Origin of the sequence: Arthrobacter sp. MYb23 (assembly GCF_002979775.1) — a bacterium.
Taxonomy (GTDB): Bacteria; Actinomycetota; Actinomycetes; order Actinomycetales; family Micrococcaceae; genus Arthrobacter.
This window is the reverse complement of the sequence record NZ_PCPR01000015.1, coordinates 72,315-91,253: the sequence shown is the minus strand read 5'-3', so window position 1 is coordinate 91,253 and position 18,939 is coordinate 72,315. Positions and strand designations below refer to the sequence as shown.

The 18,939-nt window shown below is 60.4% G+C and carries 14 protein-coding genes; 10 read left to right on the top strand and 4 right to left on the bottom strand.

Going from position 1 to position 18,939, the window contains the following annotated elements; genetic code table 11:
- The first annotated feature begins 51 nt into the window (after positions 1–51).
- Entirely contained in the window at positions 52–342 is a 291-nt protein-coding gene (locus CQ020_RS15575) for a hypothetical protein (RefSeq protein WP_105692668.1), read from the top strand.
- A gap of 14 nt (positions 343–356) precedes the next feature.
- Here the strand turns inward: CQ020_RS15575 and CQ020_RS15570 are convergent, their stop codons facing one another.
- A complete protein-coding gene (locus CQ020_RS15570; RefSeq protein ID WP_105692706.1) occupies positions 357–1,253 on the bottom strand; it encodes a LysR family transcriptional regulator in 897 nt (298 codons plus the stop codon).
- A gap of 137 nt (positions 1,254–1,390) precedes the next feature.
- Here CQ020_RS15570 and CQ020_RS15565 point away from each other — a divergent pair, with 137 nt between their 5' ends.
- Both CQ020_RS15565 and CQ020_RS15560 read left to right on the top strand, forming a co-directional pair.
- Positions 1,391–2,788: an MFS transporter gene (locus CQ020_RS15565; protein WP_105692705.1), complete on the top strand. Its 1,398-nt coding sequence runs from the start codon at positions 1,391–1,393 to the stop codon at positions 2,786–2,788.
- A 4-nt stretch (positions 2,789–2,792) separates the two neighbouring features.
- Complete coding sequence (locus CQ020_RS15560) at positions 2,793–3,542, top strand: 3-hydroxybutyrate dehydrogenase (protein WP_105692667.1); 750 nt, start codon at positions 2,793–2,795, stop codon at positions 3,540–3,542.
- Between the two features lie 12 nt (positions 3,543–3,554).
- Here CQ020_RS15560 and CQ020_RS15555 read toward each other — a convergent pair whose 3' ends face one another.
- Positions 3,555–3,932, bottom strand: a complete 378-nt coding sequence (locus CQ020_RS15555; RefSeq protein WP_024819232.1) for a helix-turn-helix domain-containing protein — start codon at positions 3,930–3,932, stop codon at positions 3,555–3,557.
- A 104-nt stretch (positions 3,933–4,036) separates the two neighbouring features.
- Between CQ020_RS15555 and CQ020_RS15550 the strand changes: the two genes are divergently transcribed.
- Positions 4,037–4,900, top strand: coding sequence for an SDR family oxidoreductase (locus tag CQ020_RS15550; RefSeq protein ID WP_024819233.1), 864 nt, complete (start codon positions 4,037–4,039; stop codon positions 4,898–4,900).
- A 76-nt stretch (positions 4,901–4,976) separates the two neighbouring features.
- Here CQ020_RS15550 and CQ020_RS15545 read toward each other — a convergent pair whose 3' ends face one another.
- On the bottom strand, positions 4,977–6,413 hold the full coding sequence (locus CQ020_RS15545; protein WP_105692666.1) for an amino acid permease: 1,437 nt from the start codon (positions 6,411–6,413) through the stop codon (positions 4,977–4,979).
- Positions 6,414–6,669: 256 nt separating this feature from the next.
- Here CQ020_RS15545 and CQ020_RS24655 point away from each other — a divergent pair, with 256 nt between their 5' ends.
- Positions 6,670–8,715: an ALF repeat-containing protein gene (locus CQ020_RS24655; RefSeq protein WP_105692665.1), complete on the top strand. Its 2,046-nt coding sequence runs from the start codon at positions 6,670–6,672 to the stop codon at positions 8,713–8,715.
- 729 nt (positions 8,716–9,444) lie between these two features.
- Here the strand turns inward: CQ020_RS24655 and CQ020_RS15535 are convergent.
- Positions 9,445–10,902, bottom strand: a complete 1,458-nt coding sequence (locus tag CQ020_RS15535; RefSeq protein WP_105692664.1) for a serine hydrolase — start codon at positions 10,900–10,902, stop codon at positions 9,445–9,447.
- A gap of 842 nt (positions 10,903–11,744) precedes the next feature.
- On the opposite strand from CQ020_RS15535, the gene CQ020_RS15530 reads away from it, so the two are divergent.
- From CQ020_RS15530 to CQ020_RS15510, 5 genes are all read left to right on the top strand, one after another.
- A complete protein-coding gene (locus CQ020_RS15530) occupies positions 11,745–12,053 on the top strand; it encodes a biotin/lipoyl-containing protein (RefSeq protein WP_158256312.1) in 309 nt (102 codons plus the stop codon).
- A gap of 79 nt (positions 12,054–12,132) precedes the next feature.
- On the top strand, positions 12,133–13,686 hold the full coding sequence (locus CQ020_RS15525; RefSeq protein ID WP_219844536.1) for an amidohydrolase family protein: 1,554 nt from the start codon (positions 12,133–12,135) through the stop codon (positions 13,684–13,686).
- 132 nt (positions 13,687–13,818) lie between these two features.
- A complete protein-coding gene (locus CQ020_RS15520) occupies positions 13,819–14,718 on the top strand; it encodes a serine hydrolase (RefSeq protein ID WP_105692663.1) in 900 nt (299 codons plus the stop codon).
- 72 nt (positions 14,719–14,790) lie between these two features.
- Positions 14,791–16,911 (top strand): ABC transporter ATP-binding protein, encoded by a 2,121-nt coding sequence (locus CQ020_RS15515; RefSeq protein WP_105692662.1) that lies wholly within the window; start codon positions 14,791–14,793, stop codon positions 16,909–16,911.
- A gap of 136 nt (positions 16,912–17,047) precedes the next feature.
- Positions 17,048–18,925: an ABC transporter substrate-binding protein gene (locus CQ020_RS15510; protein ID WP_181151900.1), complete on the top strand. Its 1,878-nt coding sequence runs from the start codon at positions 17,048–17,050 to the stop codon at positions 18,923–18,925.
- The last annotated feature ends 14 nt before the right edge of the window (positions 18,926–18,939 follow it).

Below are 18,939 nucleotides of genomic sequence, written 5' to 3'. Positions count from 1 at the left end.
TCAACTGCCATCTCGGCGCCTGAAAATTGCGCATCCGATAGTCTGCTTCGCATGGCTCTTGAACTATGCGTGCTGCTGTGGGCGTCAGATGGCAATGAAGAGAGGTTGTCCGAATACGAGGACATCGTGCTTGCCCTCGTTCCGAAGCACGGCGGCAAGGTGGTCAGCCGCGTCCGGAGCCTCAGCGACGGCGATGGCCCGTTGGAAGTCCAGGTAATTCACATGCCGGATGACGCCGCTTTGCAGGCGTATATGGGAGATCCGGAGCGTCTGGCATTGGCCGGTGTGCATCGCGAAGTAGTGGCCCGGACGGAGCTTTTGAAGGTCCGGACGATCGTTTAGGCGGGAGGACCACGTCAGCCCACACCCAGCAGCTCCTCCCGCCTCCGCTCCGTTTCCTCCCGCAGGCCCTGCACGACGGCGGCTACCGCGGGGCGGCGCATGGAGTCCGGGCGGAGGACCATCCAGTAGGGGAGGAGCTCGGCGAAGTCGGCCGGCAGGAGGCGCACCAAATCCGCGTGACGGTCGGCCATAAAGCACGGCAGAAACCCAATCCCGGCCCCGGCCCGTGTTGCTTCGACATGCACGAACACGTTGGTTGAACTCAGCCCGTCGCGCATGGTGGGAACCAGCCTGCGGGGAGCATCCAGGTCATCCACTTGCAGCATGGAATCCACAAAATAGACCAGTTGATGCTGCGTGAGCTCCTCAATGCTGGAAGGGGTGCCGTTGTCTGCGAGGTAAGCGCGCGAGGCATACATCCCCAGCCGGTACTCGCCAAGCCGGATCGCCTCTGCCCGATGCACCTGCGGCGTCCCCACCACCACCTCGATGTCCAAACCGGAGCGCTGTTGCAAGGCGCGACGGGTCACTGTCACGATCTCGACGCTGAGGCCGGGGTGTTCGCGCCGCAGCCGCGCCACGGCCGGTGCCGCGATGTACGCGCTGAAACCGTCGGTGGCGGTCATGCGTACGACGCCGGTAATCGGGTCTGGCGCACGGTCGCTTGGCCCCAGCGCACCCACCGCCGCCTCGATCCGCTCTGCGACCTGCACGGCTTCGGCGCCCAACTCCGTCACCTCCCAGCCACCAGCGGCTCGCGCGAGGATCCTGCCGCCCAGCGCCTTTTCCAGCGCCGCTATCCTGCGCGAAACGGTGGTGTGGTTCAGTCCCAAGGCTTGCGCCGCCGTCGTAAATTTTCCTGAACGGGACACGGCGAGCAAGATGAGGAGGTCGTCAGGGTTCGGTTTCATATCTGCAATTTTGCACATACTCAGTGCCGCTTTGGTCATTGAGGCGCGTCGAATCTGCGGCAATACTCAGTGGAGCATTTCGTGTTGTGGATCACATCACGTTCACAAGGGTCAAAGAGGACACTGAGGAGATGGATATGAGCGTAGAGCAGCGCTCCGCATCAAGAGCCGGGAAAGACGCCGGCAAAGGCTCCGGCCTGAAGAAAATCGTAGCGGCCTCAATGGTGGGCACGGTGGTGGAGTGGTACGAGTTCTTCCTCTACGCCACCGCCGCCACGCTGGTTTTCGGCAAGTACTTCTTCCCAAGCACCGGCAACGAACTGGACGGCATCATCCAGGCCTTCATTACCTACGCCGTTGGGTTCGTTGCCCGGCCACTGGGCGGAATCGTCTTCGGCCAGATCGGCGACAAACTGGGCCGCAAGCCCACGCTGCAGCTGACCATCGTGATCGTGGGCGTCTCCACCTTCCTGATGGGCTGCCTCCCAGGCTTCATGGACATCGGCTACTGGGCACCTGCCATGCTGGTGGCCCTCCGCTTCATCCAAGGCTTCGCCCTCGGCGGCGAATGGGGCGGAGCCGTGCTGCTCGTGGCTGAGCACAGCCCCAACAAGTCCCGGGGATTCTGGTCCTCCTGGCCGCAGGCGGCAGTGCCGGTGGGCAACCTCTTGGCCACGCTGGTCCTGTTCGTCATGTCCACTACGCTGAGCAGCGAAGCGTTCCTCGGTTGGGGCTGGCGCGTCGCGTTCTGGCTGTCCGCAGTGATCGTATTCGTCGGCTACTACATCCGCACCCACGTCACCGAAGCCCCCATCTTCCTCGAAGCCAAGGCACAGGTGGAGGAATCCAAAGCCATCAGCTACGGAGTTGGCGAGGTCATCCGCAAGTACCCCAAGGGCATCCTCCAAGCCATGGGCCTCCGCTTCGCAGAGAACATCATGTACTACCTGGTGGTGAGCTTCGCGATCGTCTACCTCAAGAGCGTCCACAAGTACGACACCTCCTCGCTCCTGATGGCACTCCTGATCGCCCACGTCATCCACTTCCTGGTCATCCCGCAGGTGGGACGCCTGGTGGACTCGTGGGGACGCAAACCCGTGTACCTGGTGGGCGCGATCACCGGCGCAACGTGGCCCTTCTTCGCCTTCCCCATGTTCGACACCAGGAACGCCGTGGTGATCGTGCTCGCCGTGACCATCGGCCTCTGCCTGCACGCGTTCATGTACGCCGGACAACCGGCCATCATGTCCGAGCTTTTCCCCACCCGCATGCGCTACTCCGGTGTCTCGCTAGGATCCCAGGTCACGTCGATCTTCGCCGGCTCGCTCGCGCCGCTGCTGGCAACCCAGTGGCTCAAGGACACCGGATCCTGGGTTCCCACCGCGATCTACCTCGTGGTCGCCTGCGCGATTACCGTCGTCGCAGTTGTTTCGCTGAAGGAAACCAAGGGCATCGCGCTCCAAGAGGTGGACGAGGCCGACGCGATCCGGCACGGACTGGTTGGTTCCTCTGCCGGCACTGTTTCGAAAGGCTAGCCCCATGGACAACTCTTTGAACGGACGCAAAGCACTGGTGACCGGCGGTGCGAGCGGAATCGGGGCGGCCTGCGCCCGGGCGCTCGCCGCCCGCGGGGCGAAAGTAGTAGTGGCCGACGTCGATGCCTCCGGAGCTGCGGCGCTCGCCGACGAGCTGGGCGGCACGGCCTGGACAGTGGATCTGCTGGATGTGGACGCCTTGGCAGCCCTGAGCTTGGACTGCGACATCCTGGTCAACAACGCCGGCATCCAAAAAGTTGCGCCGATCGAGGAGTTCGAACCCGCGGAGTTCCGGCGGATCCTGGCTCTGATGCTGGAGGCCCCTTTCCTCCTCATCAGGGCTGCGCTCCCGCACATGTACGCCAACGGGTTCGGCCGGATCATCAACATCTCGTCGGTCCACGGGCTGCGGGCGTCCGCCTACAAGAGCGCGTATGTCTCCGCCAAGCACGGCCTGGAGGGGCTCAGCAAGGTCACCGCCTTGGAAGGTGGCGAACGCGGGGTCACGTCCAACTGCATCAACCCGGGCTACGTCCGGACTCCGTTGGTGGAACGCCAGATCGCCGATCAGGCCCGGCTCCACGGCATTCCCGAGGCCGAGGTCCTGGCCAAAGTGATGCTCACAGAGTCCGCGGTCAAACGTTTGGTGGAGCCTGCGGAAGTGGCGTCGTTGGCTGTCTGGATGGCCTCCGACGACGCCGGGATGGTCACCGGCGCGAGTTACACCATGGACGGCGGTTGGTCGGCCAGGTAAGGCGCCGCTGGGTTAGTTCTGGCCGCCGATGATGGCGTCTGCGTTGTCGAAGGCCCATGTCACCAAGGGAATGAGCAGCGTGCTGAGCTCGCGGCCGCGTTCGGTGAGGCTGTAATCCACGCGGGGCGGGATGACGGGCTGTGCGTCACGTCGGACCAGCCCGTCCCGCTCGAGTGTCTTGAGGGTTTGGGCGAGCATTTTCTCGCTGATGCCCTCGGCCCGGCGGCGCAATTCGCTCCAGCGCTGATCGCCTTCGGAGAGTGACAGCAGGATCAGCACGCCCCATTTGCTGGTGATGTGGTCCAGCACCGTCCGGCTGGGGCAACCAGCCGGGAACACGCCGTCGGCAATGGTTGCGGGGAGCGGCGCCGGGAGGTCACTTACTTTCATGTCAGTACCTTACCTCAAAGTGCGTACTAACTTTTGGGAAGTTTCCCGAAGTGGGGCTCGTTGTCCACCATGACAGAGCAAACTTCCGTTGAAAGGAACCACCCATGAGCATCGTTATCGCTGGAGCAACCGGACAGCTTGGCCGCCACGTTGTAGAGGCCCTTCTGGAGCGCAACGTCCCCGCGGCGGACATTGTGGCCACCGGCCGTTCGGTGGAGAAGCTGGCTGACTTCGCCGAACGTGGCGTCACGGTCCAGGAGATGGACTACGAAAACCCGGCATCCGTTGCCGAGGCTCTGAAGGGGGCCACCAAGGTTCTGCTGATCTCCAGCAGCGCAGTGGGCCAGAGGGTTGAGCAGCACCGCACGGTCATTGAGGCCGCCAAGGCGGAGGGCGTGGAACTGCTGGCCTACACCAGCATTGCCAACGCGGACACCACGGGCATGAAACTGGCCGCCGAGCACCAGGCAACGGAGGAGCTCCTCAAGGAGTCCGGTGTTCCGTTCGTCCTGCTGCGCAACAGCTGGTACTTGGAGAACTACACCGAGCAGCTGCAGGGAACCCTGGCACAGGGTGCCATCGCAGGAAGTGCGGGAGACGGCAAGGTCAGCGGCGCCACGCGTGCTGATTACGCGCAGGCTGCGGCCGCTGTCCTGGTGGCGGATCACCAGGCTGGCAAGGTCTACGAACTGGGCGGAGACCACGCCTTCACCTTGGACCAACTGGCCTCTGAGATTTCCTCCGCCGCCGGCCGCGAGATTGCCTACAACGATCTTCCCGCCAACGAATACCAGCAGATCCTGGTGGGCGCAGGCGTGCCGGACGCCTTCGCCGAAATCCTTGCAGACTCTGATCTTGGAATTGCGCGCGGGGATCTGCTTGTCACTAGCGGTGACCTCCAGAAGCTGATCGGCCGCCCGTCGACTCCGCTGTCCGAGGCCGTGCGTTCAGCAGCCGCCTCGCTCTAGGCCACCCTTCAGATGGCAGTTAATGACAATGTTCAGCGCGAACATTTGTCATTAACTGCCATCTTGGAGCGGAGAACTACGCCGTCTCGTCCACCAGTTCTGCGCGGCGCAGGCCGCCGCCGCGGACCCACAGCTTGTAGGCCACGAACAGCAGCACCAGCCAGGTGCCACCAACGTACAAAGCAATGCGAGTGTCCTCGAAAACGCCCAGGATCACGATCACCATGGCCATGAATGCCATGGTCAGGATCGATGCCGCGGGCCACAGCGGCGAACCGAATTCCGACGCCGGCAGACCTTTGCGCTTGATCTCCCGCTTCATGGCAACGTGCGAAGCAAGGATCATCACCCAGACCCACACGGTGGCAAAGGTGGCGATGGATGCGATGAGCACGAACACGTCCTCCGGAATGACCGCGTTCAACACCACGCCCACCAGCAGGATGCCGCCCATCATCACCACGGTCATCCACGGAACGCCGTGGCGGGAGATCTTGCTAAAGCTCTTGGGTGCGTGTCCCTGCTGGGCCAGCCCGAAGAGGATGCGTCCGGCCCCGAAGATGTCGCTGTTGATCGCAGAAAGCGCAGCCGTGATGACCACGGCGTTGAGGATGTGCGGTGCGGCAGGGATCCCCAGGCCATCGAAGATCTGCACAAACGGACTGCCGCTGCTGCCGATCTCGTTCCAGGGGAAGATGCTCATCAGCACGCCCAGAGTCAGTACGTAGAAGAGCAAGACGCGGACCGGCACAGTGTTAACCGCTTGAGGGATGACCTTCTTCGGGTTTGTGGCCTCACCCGCTGTGATACCGATCGTTTCGATCCCGCCAAAGGCGAACATCACCACGGCAAACGCGGCCAGGAGCCCCTCGAAACCGTTCGGGAAGAAGCCGCCATGGTTGACGAGGTTCCCGAGCCCCGGAGCCACACCACCACCGTCGCCCGTTTGGAAACCAAAGATGACGATCGCCGCACCGCCGACGATCATGGCGATGATCGCCACCACCTTGATGAGCGAGAACCAGAACTCAAGCTCCCCGAACACCTTCACGCTGAGCAGGTTCATGGCGCCAAGGAACAGGATGATCGCAAGTACCCAAATCCACCGGTCCACCTGCGGGAACCAGAAGCCCATATAGATACTGAAGGCCGTGACGTCGGCGATGGCCACGATCGCCATCTCGAACACGTAAGTCCACCCGGTCACGAAGCCCGCGAACGGTCCCAGGTACTTGGATGCGTACTGGCCGAAGGATCCGGACACAGGGTGTCGGACGGCCATCTCACCGAGCGCACGCATCACCATGAACACGGCAGCGCCGCCGATGATGTAGGCCAGCAGGACGGCAGGGCCAGCTTTCTGGATGGCGGAGGCGGAGCCGTAGAAAAGGCCGGTGCCGATTGCGGATCCGAGCGCCATGAAGCGAATGTGACGGACGTTGAGGCCTCGGCTGAGCGCCGTACCCGCGGCCTGGAGGACAGAGCTCTCCGTGGCCAGCTTGGTTTGTTGCATAGTAAAACCTTCTCGTCTTTGGGAGGGGATCGCTATCCAGCAGATCACTTTTGAAGCCCTTGTGATGGGACTCACGAGGGTTTGGTGTCTTTGATCGCAGACAGTCCGGCCGCGACGATTTTCGCAGTGGTAAAAGTCATAGTCCGGAGTCGGATATGATGACCGCGGACAGCTCGTCACCGGTCAGGCATCCCTCGCATCCGCGTCGCCCCCATTGAACTCCGTGCTGCCGTCGCATCCGTTACTTGGGGGACCCTTGTTTTCTTCATTCCGCGCTACCCGGCGCCGTGTTACCGCTGCCCTTATTGCCGTTGTAGCCGGGGCTTCTCTGCTCTTCGCTGCTCCAGCCCAGGCCTACGACATTCCCACCTTTGAGGTGCCGCACGCCGCTCAGGCTCCTGTCCCATTTGTGGAGCGGGCTACTGACGCCGCCGGCGTTGTTGAGCTGTGGAAGACGGGTGGCCCGGCAACCCGCGCTGCCGCCGCGACCGCGCTGGTGGGTGGCGCAGATGCGCTTCAAGCATTCCTCGACGCCGGACAGGACGTCACACTCGCGGCCGACCGCAAGCAGCTTGTCACCGAGCTGACGACGCGGGGGAGCGTAAACGTGAGGGAAAGCGCGGTCAGGGTACTGGCCACTAACGACCCGCGCGTGATCGACAGTTTCCTCTCAAGGGGCTGGGCCCTGGCTTGGGATCTCGATCTGCGGATAACTGCCACGAGGTTCCTCAATTACACCGGCCCCATCCGCAAGGCCGCTTCCAATAGCCTGGATCAGGGCGGAGAAGCCATCGAGAGGTTCATTCTTGAAGGCTGGCGAAAGACTGCTCAAGGTCAGGATCGGGAGGCCGTAACTTACCTGACGAATTCACCCATTGCCGGCGTCACTCGCGGAGCGCAGGCGGCTCTGGACACCTATGATCCGGAAGTCCTCGCTACTTTCCTGCGCTACGGCCAATTTGTTGCTGCAGCTCAGGACGAAAAGTTGACCACTGTCACCAACTTGCTCCACTCAGTGAAGGCAGATATCGCGGCAAACCCTCTCGGCGCGGCGGCCGTAGCCGAGCGCTCGAGAGCTGCCCTGGACAATGCACGAAACGCCATTGATGGCCCCAAAAAAACCGACCTGAGGCGCTTGCTAGAGGAGCGTAACTATCGTTTCTCGCAAGCTTGGCCCAAGCAGACGGCGGACAACGCCCGCCTCGCGTCTCTGGAGCCAGCTAAGGCTGTCTTCAAGACGGCCGCAAGCGAGCTTCCAGACCTGTTGTCCACGCTTACGGCGCCGGGAGCTGATCTCGACGCCCAAATTAGTGAAGCCCGTCAGGCCACCTTGGATCTCTCCATGGTAGGTACGCCCGAGGTGCGGAAGGCAGCCGAGGCTGCGTTGCTCGGTGGCGATGCCGCGATCAAGAACTTCGTAACCGCCGGCTACGATGCCGCGGACAATCTGGATGACGCCGCTTTCATAAATGACAGGCAACGTTCTTTTCAGCATATGGCCACTGGTGGAGAACATGTACAGAAGGCTGCCAAGACCGCCGTTAAGTCGACCAATCACGCAGACGTCCGGTACTTCCTTGAGTACGGCCTCGCCGACGCCGAGTATTTGGACAACTCTGTGTTGGCCAACCGCCTTATAAAGCTCGATTCTCCAGAACTGCAGACTGCGGCTGGCGTAGCGATGGCCAGCGGGCGGGCGGAACTTCAGGCTTTTGCGTTAACTGAGCAATTCACCGCCGCCGATAAGGACGCGGCAAATGCCAAGCAGGCCGCCGCGGTCGACGCTGCAGTCGCGGAGCTGGCTAGGCTCACAGACCAGGCAATCCTCGACGCAGGCAAGGCCGCCGACGCTGCCAAAGCCGCCGACGCTGCCAAAGCCGCCGAAGCCGCACGTCAAGCCGAAGCTGCCGCGGCCGCTGCTGCTGGACAGCCCGGCCAGGCGGGAGCCGGCCAGGTTGATGTTTCACAGCACTCCGGAACGGGAGTAGCCCCGGTGGTGGTTCCTTGGCCGCGTGACTACGCTCCCGCCGTCGAGCTTGCTGAAACAGGTACGCCGACCGAGACGGCCTCAACACCTGCCGCCACTCCGTCGGCCGCGCCCAGCATTTCGGTGCCGCCGGCCGCGTCAGCTGATAAGGATTCGGCGTCTGTCGATTCGCAGTCGCAAGAGGCAGCCACCCCGCTGGCGGCTTCGTCTGCAGGCATGAGCGGTTGGACCATCGGGCTGATCGTGGCGCTGGTCTTGGCTGCGGCGGGAGCCATCACGTTCCTCCTTCGGCGTAAGGGTGAAGGTTCAGCCTAGGGGCCCTTGGCTAAGGCCGGAGGTTCGGACCCGACAGGATTGCGCCGGTCTGTTGACTGGATGGCCGAATCCCTGACGTCGCCCAGATCACGGCTTCCATGCGGGTGTTCCACCCGGAGAAGTTCGCCCGGGAAGAACCGGACTGGTGGTGGAACCCGCTCTTACGTCACCGACGAAGAAGAGGCCCACAAGCTCACCCAGCACTTCTCTTGCGGTGAGGCTTGGACAACAATGTCCTTGCCGCTGTCGCTGTAGGTGCCCAGATAACTATGAAGGTCAGGATCCAAAAACCCTGGACCCGGCTGAACAGGTGGAGGGATGAGTGCGCCCGCCATCTCATGCGCCAGCTCCCTGACGACTTCCTGGAAAAGTCCATCAGCTTCACCGCCGGTGGTCAAAAGAGTCTATGCGAGCCCTGCTTATGGAAAAATGCGAAGAAAAGCACGTTGTCCTGTTGTCACCCCGTCGTGACCGATCACTGATATGCCGTGCCAGTTTTCGAGGAACCAGCCAAGCCGCAGTGTGAACCCGAACCAGTACCGAAATCGAGCGAATCGAGTGTGGCTAAGCTCGGTGGTCTCTCCCGATATGCCGGGCTCCGCTCCATAACGCTCATGGGTCAGGTACGCGCAGAACGCCTCTACGTTGCGCTGCTTTAGAGTCTTGGCGCGGCGCTTCTCTGGCTGGCTCGCCCAGAAGAAGACGGGTTGTCCAATTCTGGGGGACAGATCACTTGGACTTTGGAATGGAGCGGTTCCAAAGAGTCAAATACTTCGTCCCATGAACTTGGAAAAAACGCACTGGTGACCAGTTTGCGTTGCCAGTTCCCCGCAGCGCGAAAACGCCTGCATGGACTGGTAGAAGCGTAAAGACCTCTGCCTCGTCTTTGCCGACGCCCAACACTATTCTTGGCGTCACCACGGCTAGGAGTTCTTCACCGTTCGCCTCTATGACGATGTCTTTCCCGCCGTCACTGTAGGTGCCCACATAGCTTTGAAGATCAGGATCCAAGTACCCAGGAACCGGCTGAATCGCTGCGGGGACCAGGGCGCCTATATCGTCGGCTAGATGGGAAAGAAGTTCGTGAAACAGTCCGTCAGCTTCGCCGCCCGTAGTCAATAGGATCAGGGCAAGCCCTGATTCCGGAAAAATCCGAAGGAACGCACGTTGGCCGATCGTCACTCCGTCATGACCGATCACTGTGGTACCGTGCCAATCTTCGAGGAACCATCCAAGCCCCCATTGAGTTACTGTGTCTCCTTGACTTTTGAGGTCCACGTGGCGGCTGCACATGTTTGCAACGCTCGACGTGCTCAGAATTCTGGCACCGTTTAGGCCGACCCCCCCTCGGAGAAAGGCTGCTGCGAAGGCCAAAGCATCCGAGGACCTGGAAGTGATCAGCCCCGCCGGTCCCAACGCGCGCGTTATGCCCCAGACATTGACCCGGTGCTGGGACCCATTGGCATCCAGATAGTGACCAACTGCCGTCGAATGGAGTAGGGCCTCTTCTGGAAGGGTGACCACATGCGTCAGTCCCAGTGGTTCCGTCAGGAATTTGCGTAGAGCTTCGTCCCAGCTCATCTCTCGAAGAACCTCGACGATTCGGCCAGCCACGACAAAACCGGCGTTGGAATAGGAGAATCCGCGCCCGGGAGGATGGAGAATATGTGTGGTTGCGAGATTGGCTACGTATCTTTCCACAGCTTCGTCTCCGCGGCCCATATCTGTGAAGACATCGCCGTCTATGCCACTGGTGTGAGAGAGCAAATGGCGGATCGTCACTAGGCCGGCGGCAGTCTTGTCCTCGAGGCTGAAATCCGGCAGGACGTGCTGAACAGGTGTATCCAGATCCAGGCGTCCCTCATCGATAAGCTGCATGATCAACGCCGTCGTCCATACCTTCGTGATGGAGCCGAGCTGGAATATTGAGTTGTCCACGACGGCAGCGCCGGTGGACCTGTTGAGCAAACCGAAAGACGTCTCGGACGTCGAAGCCGACCCATCGGAGCTGCTGAGGTCGAGAATCCCCAACTGGGCTCCTACTACATTGTGCTTCGTGCACATCCAGCCGAAAGAACTTCCCAGATCCATTCCCCTGAACCTGTCGTGTCGATGTTCGTCAGGAGGTGAGGGCCGGCCCTGAGCTATGTCCTCACGGACGCCGACCTGGTCCACGTTCTCTGCCACGGTTGCCTTCCTCAGTTCCGATCTTCCAGCCTGCTTAACTCCACACTGACATCCACGGCAAGGTCAGATGTAGTGCACCCGGCAGAATCGTCACCACCTAAACCGTCGACTACGACGAAAGTAGTCGCGTCGTGGTCTGTCACCACATTGGATTCCTTGGGTTAACGCTTTGCTGATTGGTTGACGTGCCCTGAAGACCCAGGCACCAGCGCGGCCAGCCCCGCCAAGCGGTGCCGGCCACGCCAGCATTATCGCAGCCTGACTCAAGCCAGGGTTGGGAGCTAGAGGAGCGGGGCTTCGTGAGCGACGCATGACTGCTCACGGGACGGTAGGCCCGAGGCAGTCTCCTCCCGGGACGGGCTTATGACCACATCCACCGAACTCGTAACCCAATCTGGGGCGTGCAGATTGGCCTTAAGCAAGAGGCGGCACTAAAAATGGGCAAAATGTGTCACCACGTCTTCTGAGCTGGCTCTTGAATGATCAGATTGACCAATAAGATGACCAATCGATGACGTTGCTGCATTGCTGGGCGCGCGGAGAGAAGCTCTGTAAGGCGGTCAAGACCGGAAGAAGATACCGGAGCGTTTTCCCCTTTCGTCCGAATCGACGGAACTGCAGCGCATTCCTGAGAGATAAGTACGGATCCGGGATGACACCGGATTCTCTACTGTTGGCTCGAGGAGCCAACCATCCAAGCCCTTCATCCTCGGATCCCCGAGGCTCTTCGCTCGCTCCAAGGGTGATATCCCCCGTATCCGTCGACAAGGCAATATTCGGATTCAACCTGAGCGCGAAGGCATATGGCCGGGACGATAGGGCGCCGAACCGAGGAAGGAAGAATGAACAGAGTACTGAAACTTGAGCTGAGCGATGGCTTGAAGGAAGCGAAAATCATCGCGTGGAGAGTGCGTGCCGGAGACGTTGTTGGTCAAAATGACGTGATCTCGGATATTTGCACAGCTGAGACCCTTTTCGAACTCCGGTCACCGTTCGATGGCGTGATCGTTGACCTGCACCACTCTGCCGGAAGCAGCGTCGCTGCTGGCTCAGTGATAGCTTCCTTTGCCGCCACTCCAAGTGTCTGGTTCGATGAGGGGCTTCCCTATGGCGCTCCCCCTGAGACCTATACACCACCGATGCGCTTATAGGCTCACGGCCGATCTTTCCGTCGTCAGTGTCACTGTTATCACTGCCGACTAAGCAATCCCTGAAGAATGAAAGGCAATCGTGGCAGAGAACGCATCCCGCAAAGGACACCGGGAAACCCTGAAGAGTGTTGACCAGACGGTCCCGCCGGAGTTCGAACCAGGCATATGCGATGTCGCACTGGTGGGTGGCCGCGTCGTGGACCCCGAGACTGGACTCGATGAGATTCGGAACGTGGGCATAACGGGATCAACCATCTCAACCGTCTCGTCAGCCCCCATTCCTGCCCGTAAGACCTTGGATGTGTCGGGGCTGGTCGTGGCACCTGGTTGGATTGATCTGCATAGTCATGCGCAGTCCATAGCCGGTGGGAGGCTCCAAGCGCGCGACGGCGTTACTACTGCACTGGAACTTGAAGCAGGTGCCTCTCCTGTAGCCGAAGCCTACGCTCACGCGGCCGTCCATGGACGACCGATCAATTACGGGTACTCAACGTCATGGCAACAGGCCCGGATGGTCGAGGTGGGGGGACTCCAAGCCTCAGGCGAGCTCACCCACGCGCTGATGCATTTCGGGGATCCAGCCTGGCAGCGTCCAGCCTCCGCCAAACAGCGGGCGGCGATGTTTGACAGACTAAGAGAGGACCTTGATAACGGTGCGCTCGGCATAGGGGTCATGATCGGGTATGCGCCACGGGTGGATCCCGGCGAATATGTGGGGATCAGCCGTATCGCTGCCGAAGCAGGAGTAACGACGTTCACTCACCCCCGTGCCTTGAGCGAGCAGGTACCAGACACCCCGATCGACGGCGCCGAGGAGATCGTTCGCGTGACGCAGGAAACCGGTGTCAGGGCGCACTACTGCCACATTCACAGCACAGCTCTTCGGCAGATTGATCGGGTGCACAGGTTGATTGAGGCTTCCCCGTCACCCGTCACGACAGAGGCCTATCCCTACGGTGCGGGGATGACGGCCATCAGCGCCGACTTTCTCGCGCCGGAAAGACTCCATGAGCTCGGGATCACGCCACAGTCGATCGTCTACGCTCCCACCGGGGAGTCTGTGTCGGATGCCCTCCACCTCAAGGAATTGAGGAAGCGGGATCCCGGTGGCCTCGCTCTGATCCACTACCTTCATGAAGAAGACCCGATGGACCAGGCTTTGCTGGATACGGGCATGACTTTCCCGGGAACAATCGTTGCATCAGATGCCATCCCCTTTACCTGGCACACGCTTGGCAAGAACCCGATGGACTGGCCGCCACCATTGGAATTGGTCACGCATCCGCGCACTGCGGGAACTTTCTCAAAGTACATCCGTAGGTACGTCCGCGAATTAAGTGCCTTGTCGTTGCTCGAGGCGGTAGGCCGCTGCACCCTGGCCCCAGCGCAGGTACTCGAACCGTTTGTACCGGCGATGACCAGGAAGGGGCGGGTGCAGCCTGGCTGTGACGCGGACCTGGTTGTCTTCGACCTCCAGCGGATCTCTGATCAGTCAACCTTTCAAGTCAGCACGAGGGCGTCGACCGGTTACTCCTATGTTTTGGTCAATGGCCAAATCCTCGTGCGAGACGACGAGCTGATCACGGACGTCCTTCCCGGCCGCCCCGTTCGCGCCGGAGGCCGTTTGTCGTGATCGACCAACAGGAGTCCTTCCTTTCATCCGTACGCACGAGCCATCCAACGAGCTCGAAGATTAGATTGGATGAGAGGTACACCACATGGCGTGCTGCCCTTTGATCACCAACGGCCTTAAGGATCACTTCCAATGAATGACATCACAGATCAGATCCGAGCGATATTTGCCGAGGCGGATGTCACCGGATCACTCCACGCCCGGGCCATAGCCCCTGGCGCCGGGGAGATATCTGTGGGAGCCGACGAACCGGTTGTTTTGGCATCAGTTTTCAAGATCCCTGTTGTTCTGGCCTTCGCTCGTGCCGTTCAGGAAGGCCGCGTGGATCCTCTCGAAAGAGTGCTCGTAGGGCCCAAATACCGGGTGGGGGGTATCGGGGCAGGGGGGTGCCGCCAGGACGTGGAAATGAGCCTCGGGGACCTCGCATTGTTCATGCTCACGCTCAGCGACAACGCGGCGACTGACCTCATCCTCGAACGGGTCGGCGTTGACGCCATCAGCACGTTACTCGATGAACTAGAACTGCTGGAGACCCACATCGGAGGTGGCTGCTTGGCACTCTGGGACACAATGTTCGAGGACTTGGGCCTGCTTCCCGAAAGCGGTTTTGAAGCCATGGGCGAGGCATTGCAAAGGGCCGACCTGCAGTCTGTACGGGCCCTGGATCCAAGGAAATCTCTGCATCGTTCGACACCCAGGGAGATCACCACGTTACTTTCGAGCATCTGGGCCGGCCACCCGGATACCCCAGCCAACCAAATGATCCGTTCAATGATGGCCGAACAGGTCTGGACCCATCGGCTGTCCTCCGGCTTCGATGATTCAGCCATCGTTGCGGGCAAGACCGGCACACTTCCTACCGTCCGCAATGAGGCCGGTGTTGTGACCTTGCCCGATGGTTCCAGCTATGCAGTCGCGGTCTTCCTGCGGTCCCAGTCGTTGAAGGACCGACAGCCAAGGGCAGATGCGGCCATTGGCCACGCTGCCTATCTTGCCGTCACCACGCTCAGCAAGCAGCACAAAAATGCCTAGCCCCGGCCCAGAGCCAGCAACTTCAACATGTTCGCCTACCCCTGCGGGGTACACCTACAGGAACGGAACCCGATGATTGAGACAGGACAACCCGTGGATCGTGAGGTGGGCCGAGTCCTGGACGTCCGGGACCTCGCGATTAGGATCAACGCCCATGGCCAGCAAGTTGAGCCCGTGGCCGGGGTTTCCTTTCACTTGAACGAGGGCGAGACACTGGGCCTTGTCGGAGAGTCGGGGTGTGGAAAGTCCATGACGGGCTTGGCCATCATGGGAATGCTTCCGCCCGGCGGCTCCATTTCGCGTGGATCCATCGCACTGGCCGGCGACGAACTCGTCGGGCTGGGGGAGCGAGCTTATCGGCAAGTACGCGGGAACGACATCGCGATGATTTTCCAGGACAGCATGACCTCTCTAAACCCGACGAAGACCATCGGATACCAGATTGCTGAACCAGTTCGAATCCACCGTGGAGCTTCGAACCGTGAAGCGCTGGAGCGTGCCGCAGAGGTTCTGTCCATGGTCGGAATAGCCAGGCCCCGGGAGCGGATGGGCGACTATCCGCACCAGCTCTCGGGCGGTATGCGCCAGCGGGTCATGATCGCCATGGCGCTGGCCTGCGAACCTAAAGTTGTTATCGCCGACGAACCAACGACCGCCTTGGACGTGACAATTCAAGCCCAAGTGCTTGAACTGCTCGACAACCTCAAGGCGAAGCTGGGGATGTCCATGGTCCTGATCACCCATGACATGGGGGTAGTAGCCAGCAGAGCTGACCGGGTCAACGTCATGTACTCGGGACGGATTGCTGAAATCGCTGGCACTGAAGACCTCTTTTCGAGAACCAGGCATCCCTACACACGCGACCTCCTGGCCTCTATCCCGTTGCTTGGCCAAGACCGCGGAACAGCTCTCTACTCAATCAAGGGAATCCCGCCGGACTTGGCGGAACGTCAAAGCGGCTGCCGATACGCGCCACGGTGTCAAAACGCGACGGCGAAGTGCCACGAAGAGGAGCCTGTCCTCGCCGGAGTGTCGACCGACCATTTGTTCGCGTGCTGGAACCCCATCGATGGGGAAGGTGTACGAGACCAATCCGCCCAAGTCCAGATCCGGTCCGCTATCACGAAAGATGTGCCCACGAAGCCGAGGCTCAGCCTCGTCCATCTGGTCAAGGAATACCGTGGATCCTCTTCGGCAATCCTGGGCCGATCCCTGGGCAGCGTCAAAGCGGTCTCGGATGTCTCGCTGACTATCGGGGCGGGCGAAACATATGGGCTGGTAGGAGAATCGGGGTGTGGCAAGACTACTCTCGGGCGCATGATCGTCGGACTGGAGGCCCCAACCTCCGGCAAGGTTCTCCTCGATGGAAAAAGCATTTCCCATGTAAAAGGTCGGGATGCCCGACACCGGCAACGTGAAATCCAAATGATGTTCCAGGACCCATACGGATCGTTGGACCCGCGCATGAAGGTCTCCGCGATTCTCGCCGAGCCGCTCGTGATCGCCGGGCAGCTCGACGCCGAAGCCCGGCGATCGCGGGTGGCTGAGTTGCTCGATCACGTCGGTCTTCCTTTGTCGGCGCTCAAGAAACTTCCGCACGAGATGTCCGGTGGCCAGCGTCAGCGCATTGGTCTGGCCCGGGCTTTGGCAGTCGAGCCCCGTGTCTTGGTTGCCGATGAACCGGTCAGCGCCCTTGATGTCTCAATCCGGTCCCAGGTCCTCAACTTGATGAGGAAACTTCAAAACGAGCTAGGCCTTACTTCTCTGGTCATTTCCCACGATCTGGCGGTCGTCAAATACTTGGCTGACCGCATCGGGGTCATGTACCTCGGAAAGTTGGTCGAGGAAGGTACCGGGGACGATATCTACAAACGCCCCGCCCATCCATACACTGCTGGCCTGATCGCCGCCATACCGGAACCCGATCCAGCAATAGAACGAGGAAAGCCGGCCGCCGGTGTCCGCGGCGAGCTGCCGAGCCCTATTTCCCCGCCATCCGGTTGCAGATTCAGGACGCGCTGCCCCATGGCGCAGGAAATCTGCACCACGGCGGAGCCACCGCTTGCTGCCATACAGCCCGGCCACAGGGTGGCTTGTCACTTTCCCCTAAGCGCAGCCGAAGCGCCCGGCGGAGCGAACAGAGCCTGGCAGCAAGAACCCCATCCGAAACGGCTCGTGCTGCTTGATGAATGAGTCCAAGCGCAATCGTGCAATCAGACGAACGCCGAAAAACCGGATTCTGTCAGGATTCGTAATAACGGGACGAAGCCGAGATCTTGACCAACCAGCCATCAGATGTCCCCAATTCAAAGAAGATTTGGAGTTACGAATGAAAAAGATGCCCAGATCGCGTATCGCGCACGGCGCCATCGCAGTCATGCTGGCCGCCGCTCTTTCGGCGTGCACGGGCGGAGGAACCGGGGGAGGGACGTCCGGGCGGGCGGACACGACGGGTGCCTTTGGCTCGTTGCCGGAAGCAAGCAGTGCCTCAAAAGCCGGAGGAACAGTGACTGTGGCACTGGCCCCTGGGCTTGCACCCAATTATATTTTCCCCAACGCTCCGGCGGCTTCGAACGGGAGCATAGTTGCATCGGCCCAAATGTATCGTCCGCTGTACTGGACGTCCTCGGGAGCGAAACCGGAGATCAACGAAGACCTCAGCTTGGCAGAACTTCCAACGTTCAGTGAGGACAGGAAGACCGTCACGATCAAAGTCAAGGACTCCTACAAATGGTCCGATGGCCAGCCGGTCGTCGCCGAAGACCTTATCTTCGCAATCGAATTGATCAAGGCAGCGCTCCAGGAGAGCGCCGCTAATTGGAGCTACTACACCCCGGGGCAATTCCCCGACGATCTTGTGAGTGCCAAAGCAACGTCGAAAGACACCGTCACGCTGGTAATGTCCAATGCGTACAACCCGTCTTTCTTCACCAACTCTGTGCTTTCCAGAGTCGTTCCCCTGCCGTCCTCCAGCTGGAACAAGAGTTCGGACGGCGGCTCAGCACTCGACTACTCGAATCCTGAGAACGCAAAAGCAATCTACGACTACCTCAACACGTCGTCCCAGGATCAGAAGACTTTTGCCACCAATCCGTTGTGGCAGGTCGTCAACGGTCCGTTCCGTCTGAAATCATTCGACGCCGCAACGGGTGCCTTCACCGTAATACCCAACAAGGAATACACCGGGCCGAGTCCCTCCACGTTGGATGCCATCGAATTCCGTGCGTTCACGTCATCCTCGGCTGTCTTCAACCAGTACCGCAGCGGCGACCTGACAATGGGGCAGCTCGATTCGGTCAACCTGTCTCAGGTGCCTGCCCTGGAAGCCGCTGGATACCACGCTTATGGCCTTCCGAAAAGCGGCGCGGTGAATTCGCTGTTCCTGAACTATAAGAACACGACAAACAACTTCGACAAGCTCATCGCACAGCCGTACATGCGTCAAGCTCTGCAGCACCTGATCGACCAAGACGGCTACGTGAAGAGTAAGGGCATTTACAACGGTGCAGCTGTGCCTTTGTACTCGACGGTGGGCCCGGATTCGCCGTACGCGCCGACCACCGGTTCAAAGGCCCCGCACCCCTACAGCGTTGACGACGCCAAGAAGCTCCTCACAGAACATGGTTGGGACGTTGTGGAGCAGGGCAAGACCACCTGCGTTCGTCCTGGCACGGGCCCGGATCAGTGCGGGGCAGATATTCCACTGGGCCAGGACATCAGTTTCAACCTCTTTTATGCCAATAGCCCCGCGACCATTGGTGCACGCAACGCTGCGTTCGTCTCCGAGGCCAAGAAAGTTGGCATCAACATCGAAGCTACGGCCAAGGCTACAAACTTCATGTACGAAAACTACGACAATAATTTCGCCCCCCAAAACATGAATGCATGGGCGATGCAAGATGCCGGCCCGATCAACCTCGGTGGCTACCCGACAGCTGGACTGGTCTTTAGCACTAAGGGCGCATTCAACGGTGGAAGCTACTCCAGCGCAACCGCCGACAAGTTGATGGAAGAATCCGTCTTCGGGAATGATCCGAACGCCCTTTCCAAGGAAGCCACTTTCCTGGCGCAGGACCTGCCGGTTTTGTTCATGCCTAGCCCGTCCGGGATTGTCGTATGGAAAAAAGAACTATCCGGAAACCCTGATGCCTTCGCCAACGTGACTCAAGGCGTCCTCACTCCCGAGTTCTGGCACTACACGAAATAAAAATGTCTGGCCTG

Bases quoted from the DNA above. Each gene is read 5' to 3' on its own strand.
- CQ020_RS15575 (WP_105692668.1), top strand. From the start codon at position 52: ATGGCTCTTGAACTATGCGTGCTGCTGTGGGCGTCAGATGGCAATGAA.
- CQ020_RS15570 (WP_105692706.1), bottom strand. From the start codon at position 1,253: ATGAAACCGAACCCTGACGACCTCCTCATCTTGCTCGCCGTGTCCCGT.
- CQ020_RS15565 (WP_105692705.1), top strand. From the start codon at position 1,391: ATGAGCGTAGAGCAGCGCTCCGCATCAAGAGCCGGGAAAGACGCCGGC.
- CQ020_RS15560 (WP_105692667.1), top strand. From the start codon at position 2,793: ATGGACAACTCTTTGAACGGACGCAAAGCACTGGTGACCGGCGGTGCG.
- CQ020_RS15555 (WP_024819232.1), bottom strand. From the start codon at position 3,932: ATGAAAGTAAGTGACCTCCCGGCGCCGCTCCCCGCAACCATTGCCGAC.
- CQ020_RS15550 (WP_024819233.1), top strand. From the start codon at position 4,037: ATGAGCATCGTTATCGCTGGAGCAACCGGACAGCTTGGCCGCCACGTT.
- CQ020_RS15545 (WP_105692666.1), bottom strand. From the start codon at position 6,413: ATGCAACAAACCAAGCTGGCCACGGAGAGCTCTGTCCTCCAGGCCGCG.
- CQ020_RS15530 (WP_158256312.1), top strand. From the start codon at position 11,745: ATGAACAGAGTACTGAAACTTGAGCTGAGCGATGGCTTGAAGGAAGCG.
- CQ020_RS15520 (WP_105692663.1), top strand. From the start codon at position 13,819: ATGAATGACATCACAGATCAGATCCGAGCGATATTTGCCGAGGCGGAT.
- CQ020_RS15515 (WP_105692662.1), top strand. From the start codon at position 14,791: ATGATTGAGACAGGACAACCCGTGGATCGTGAGGTGGGCCGAGTCCTG.
- CQ020_RS15510 (WP_181151900.1), top strand. From the start codon at position 17,048: ATGAAAAAGATGCCCAGATCGCGTATCGCGCACGGCGCCATCGCAGTC.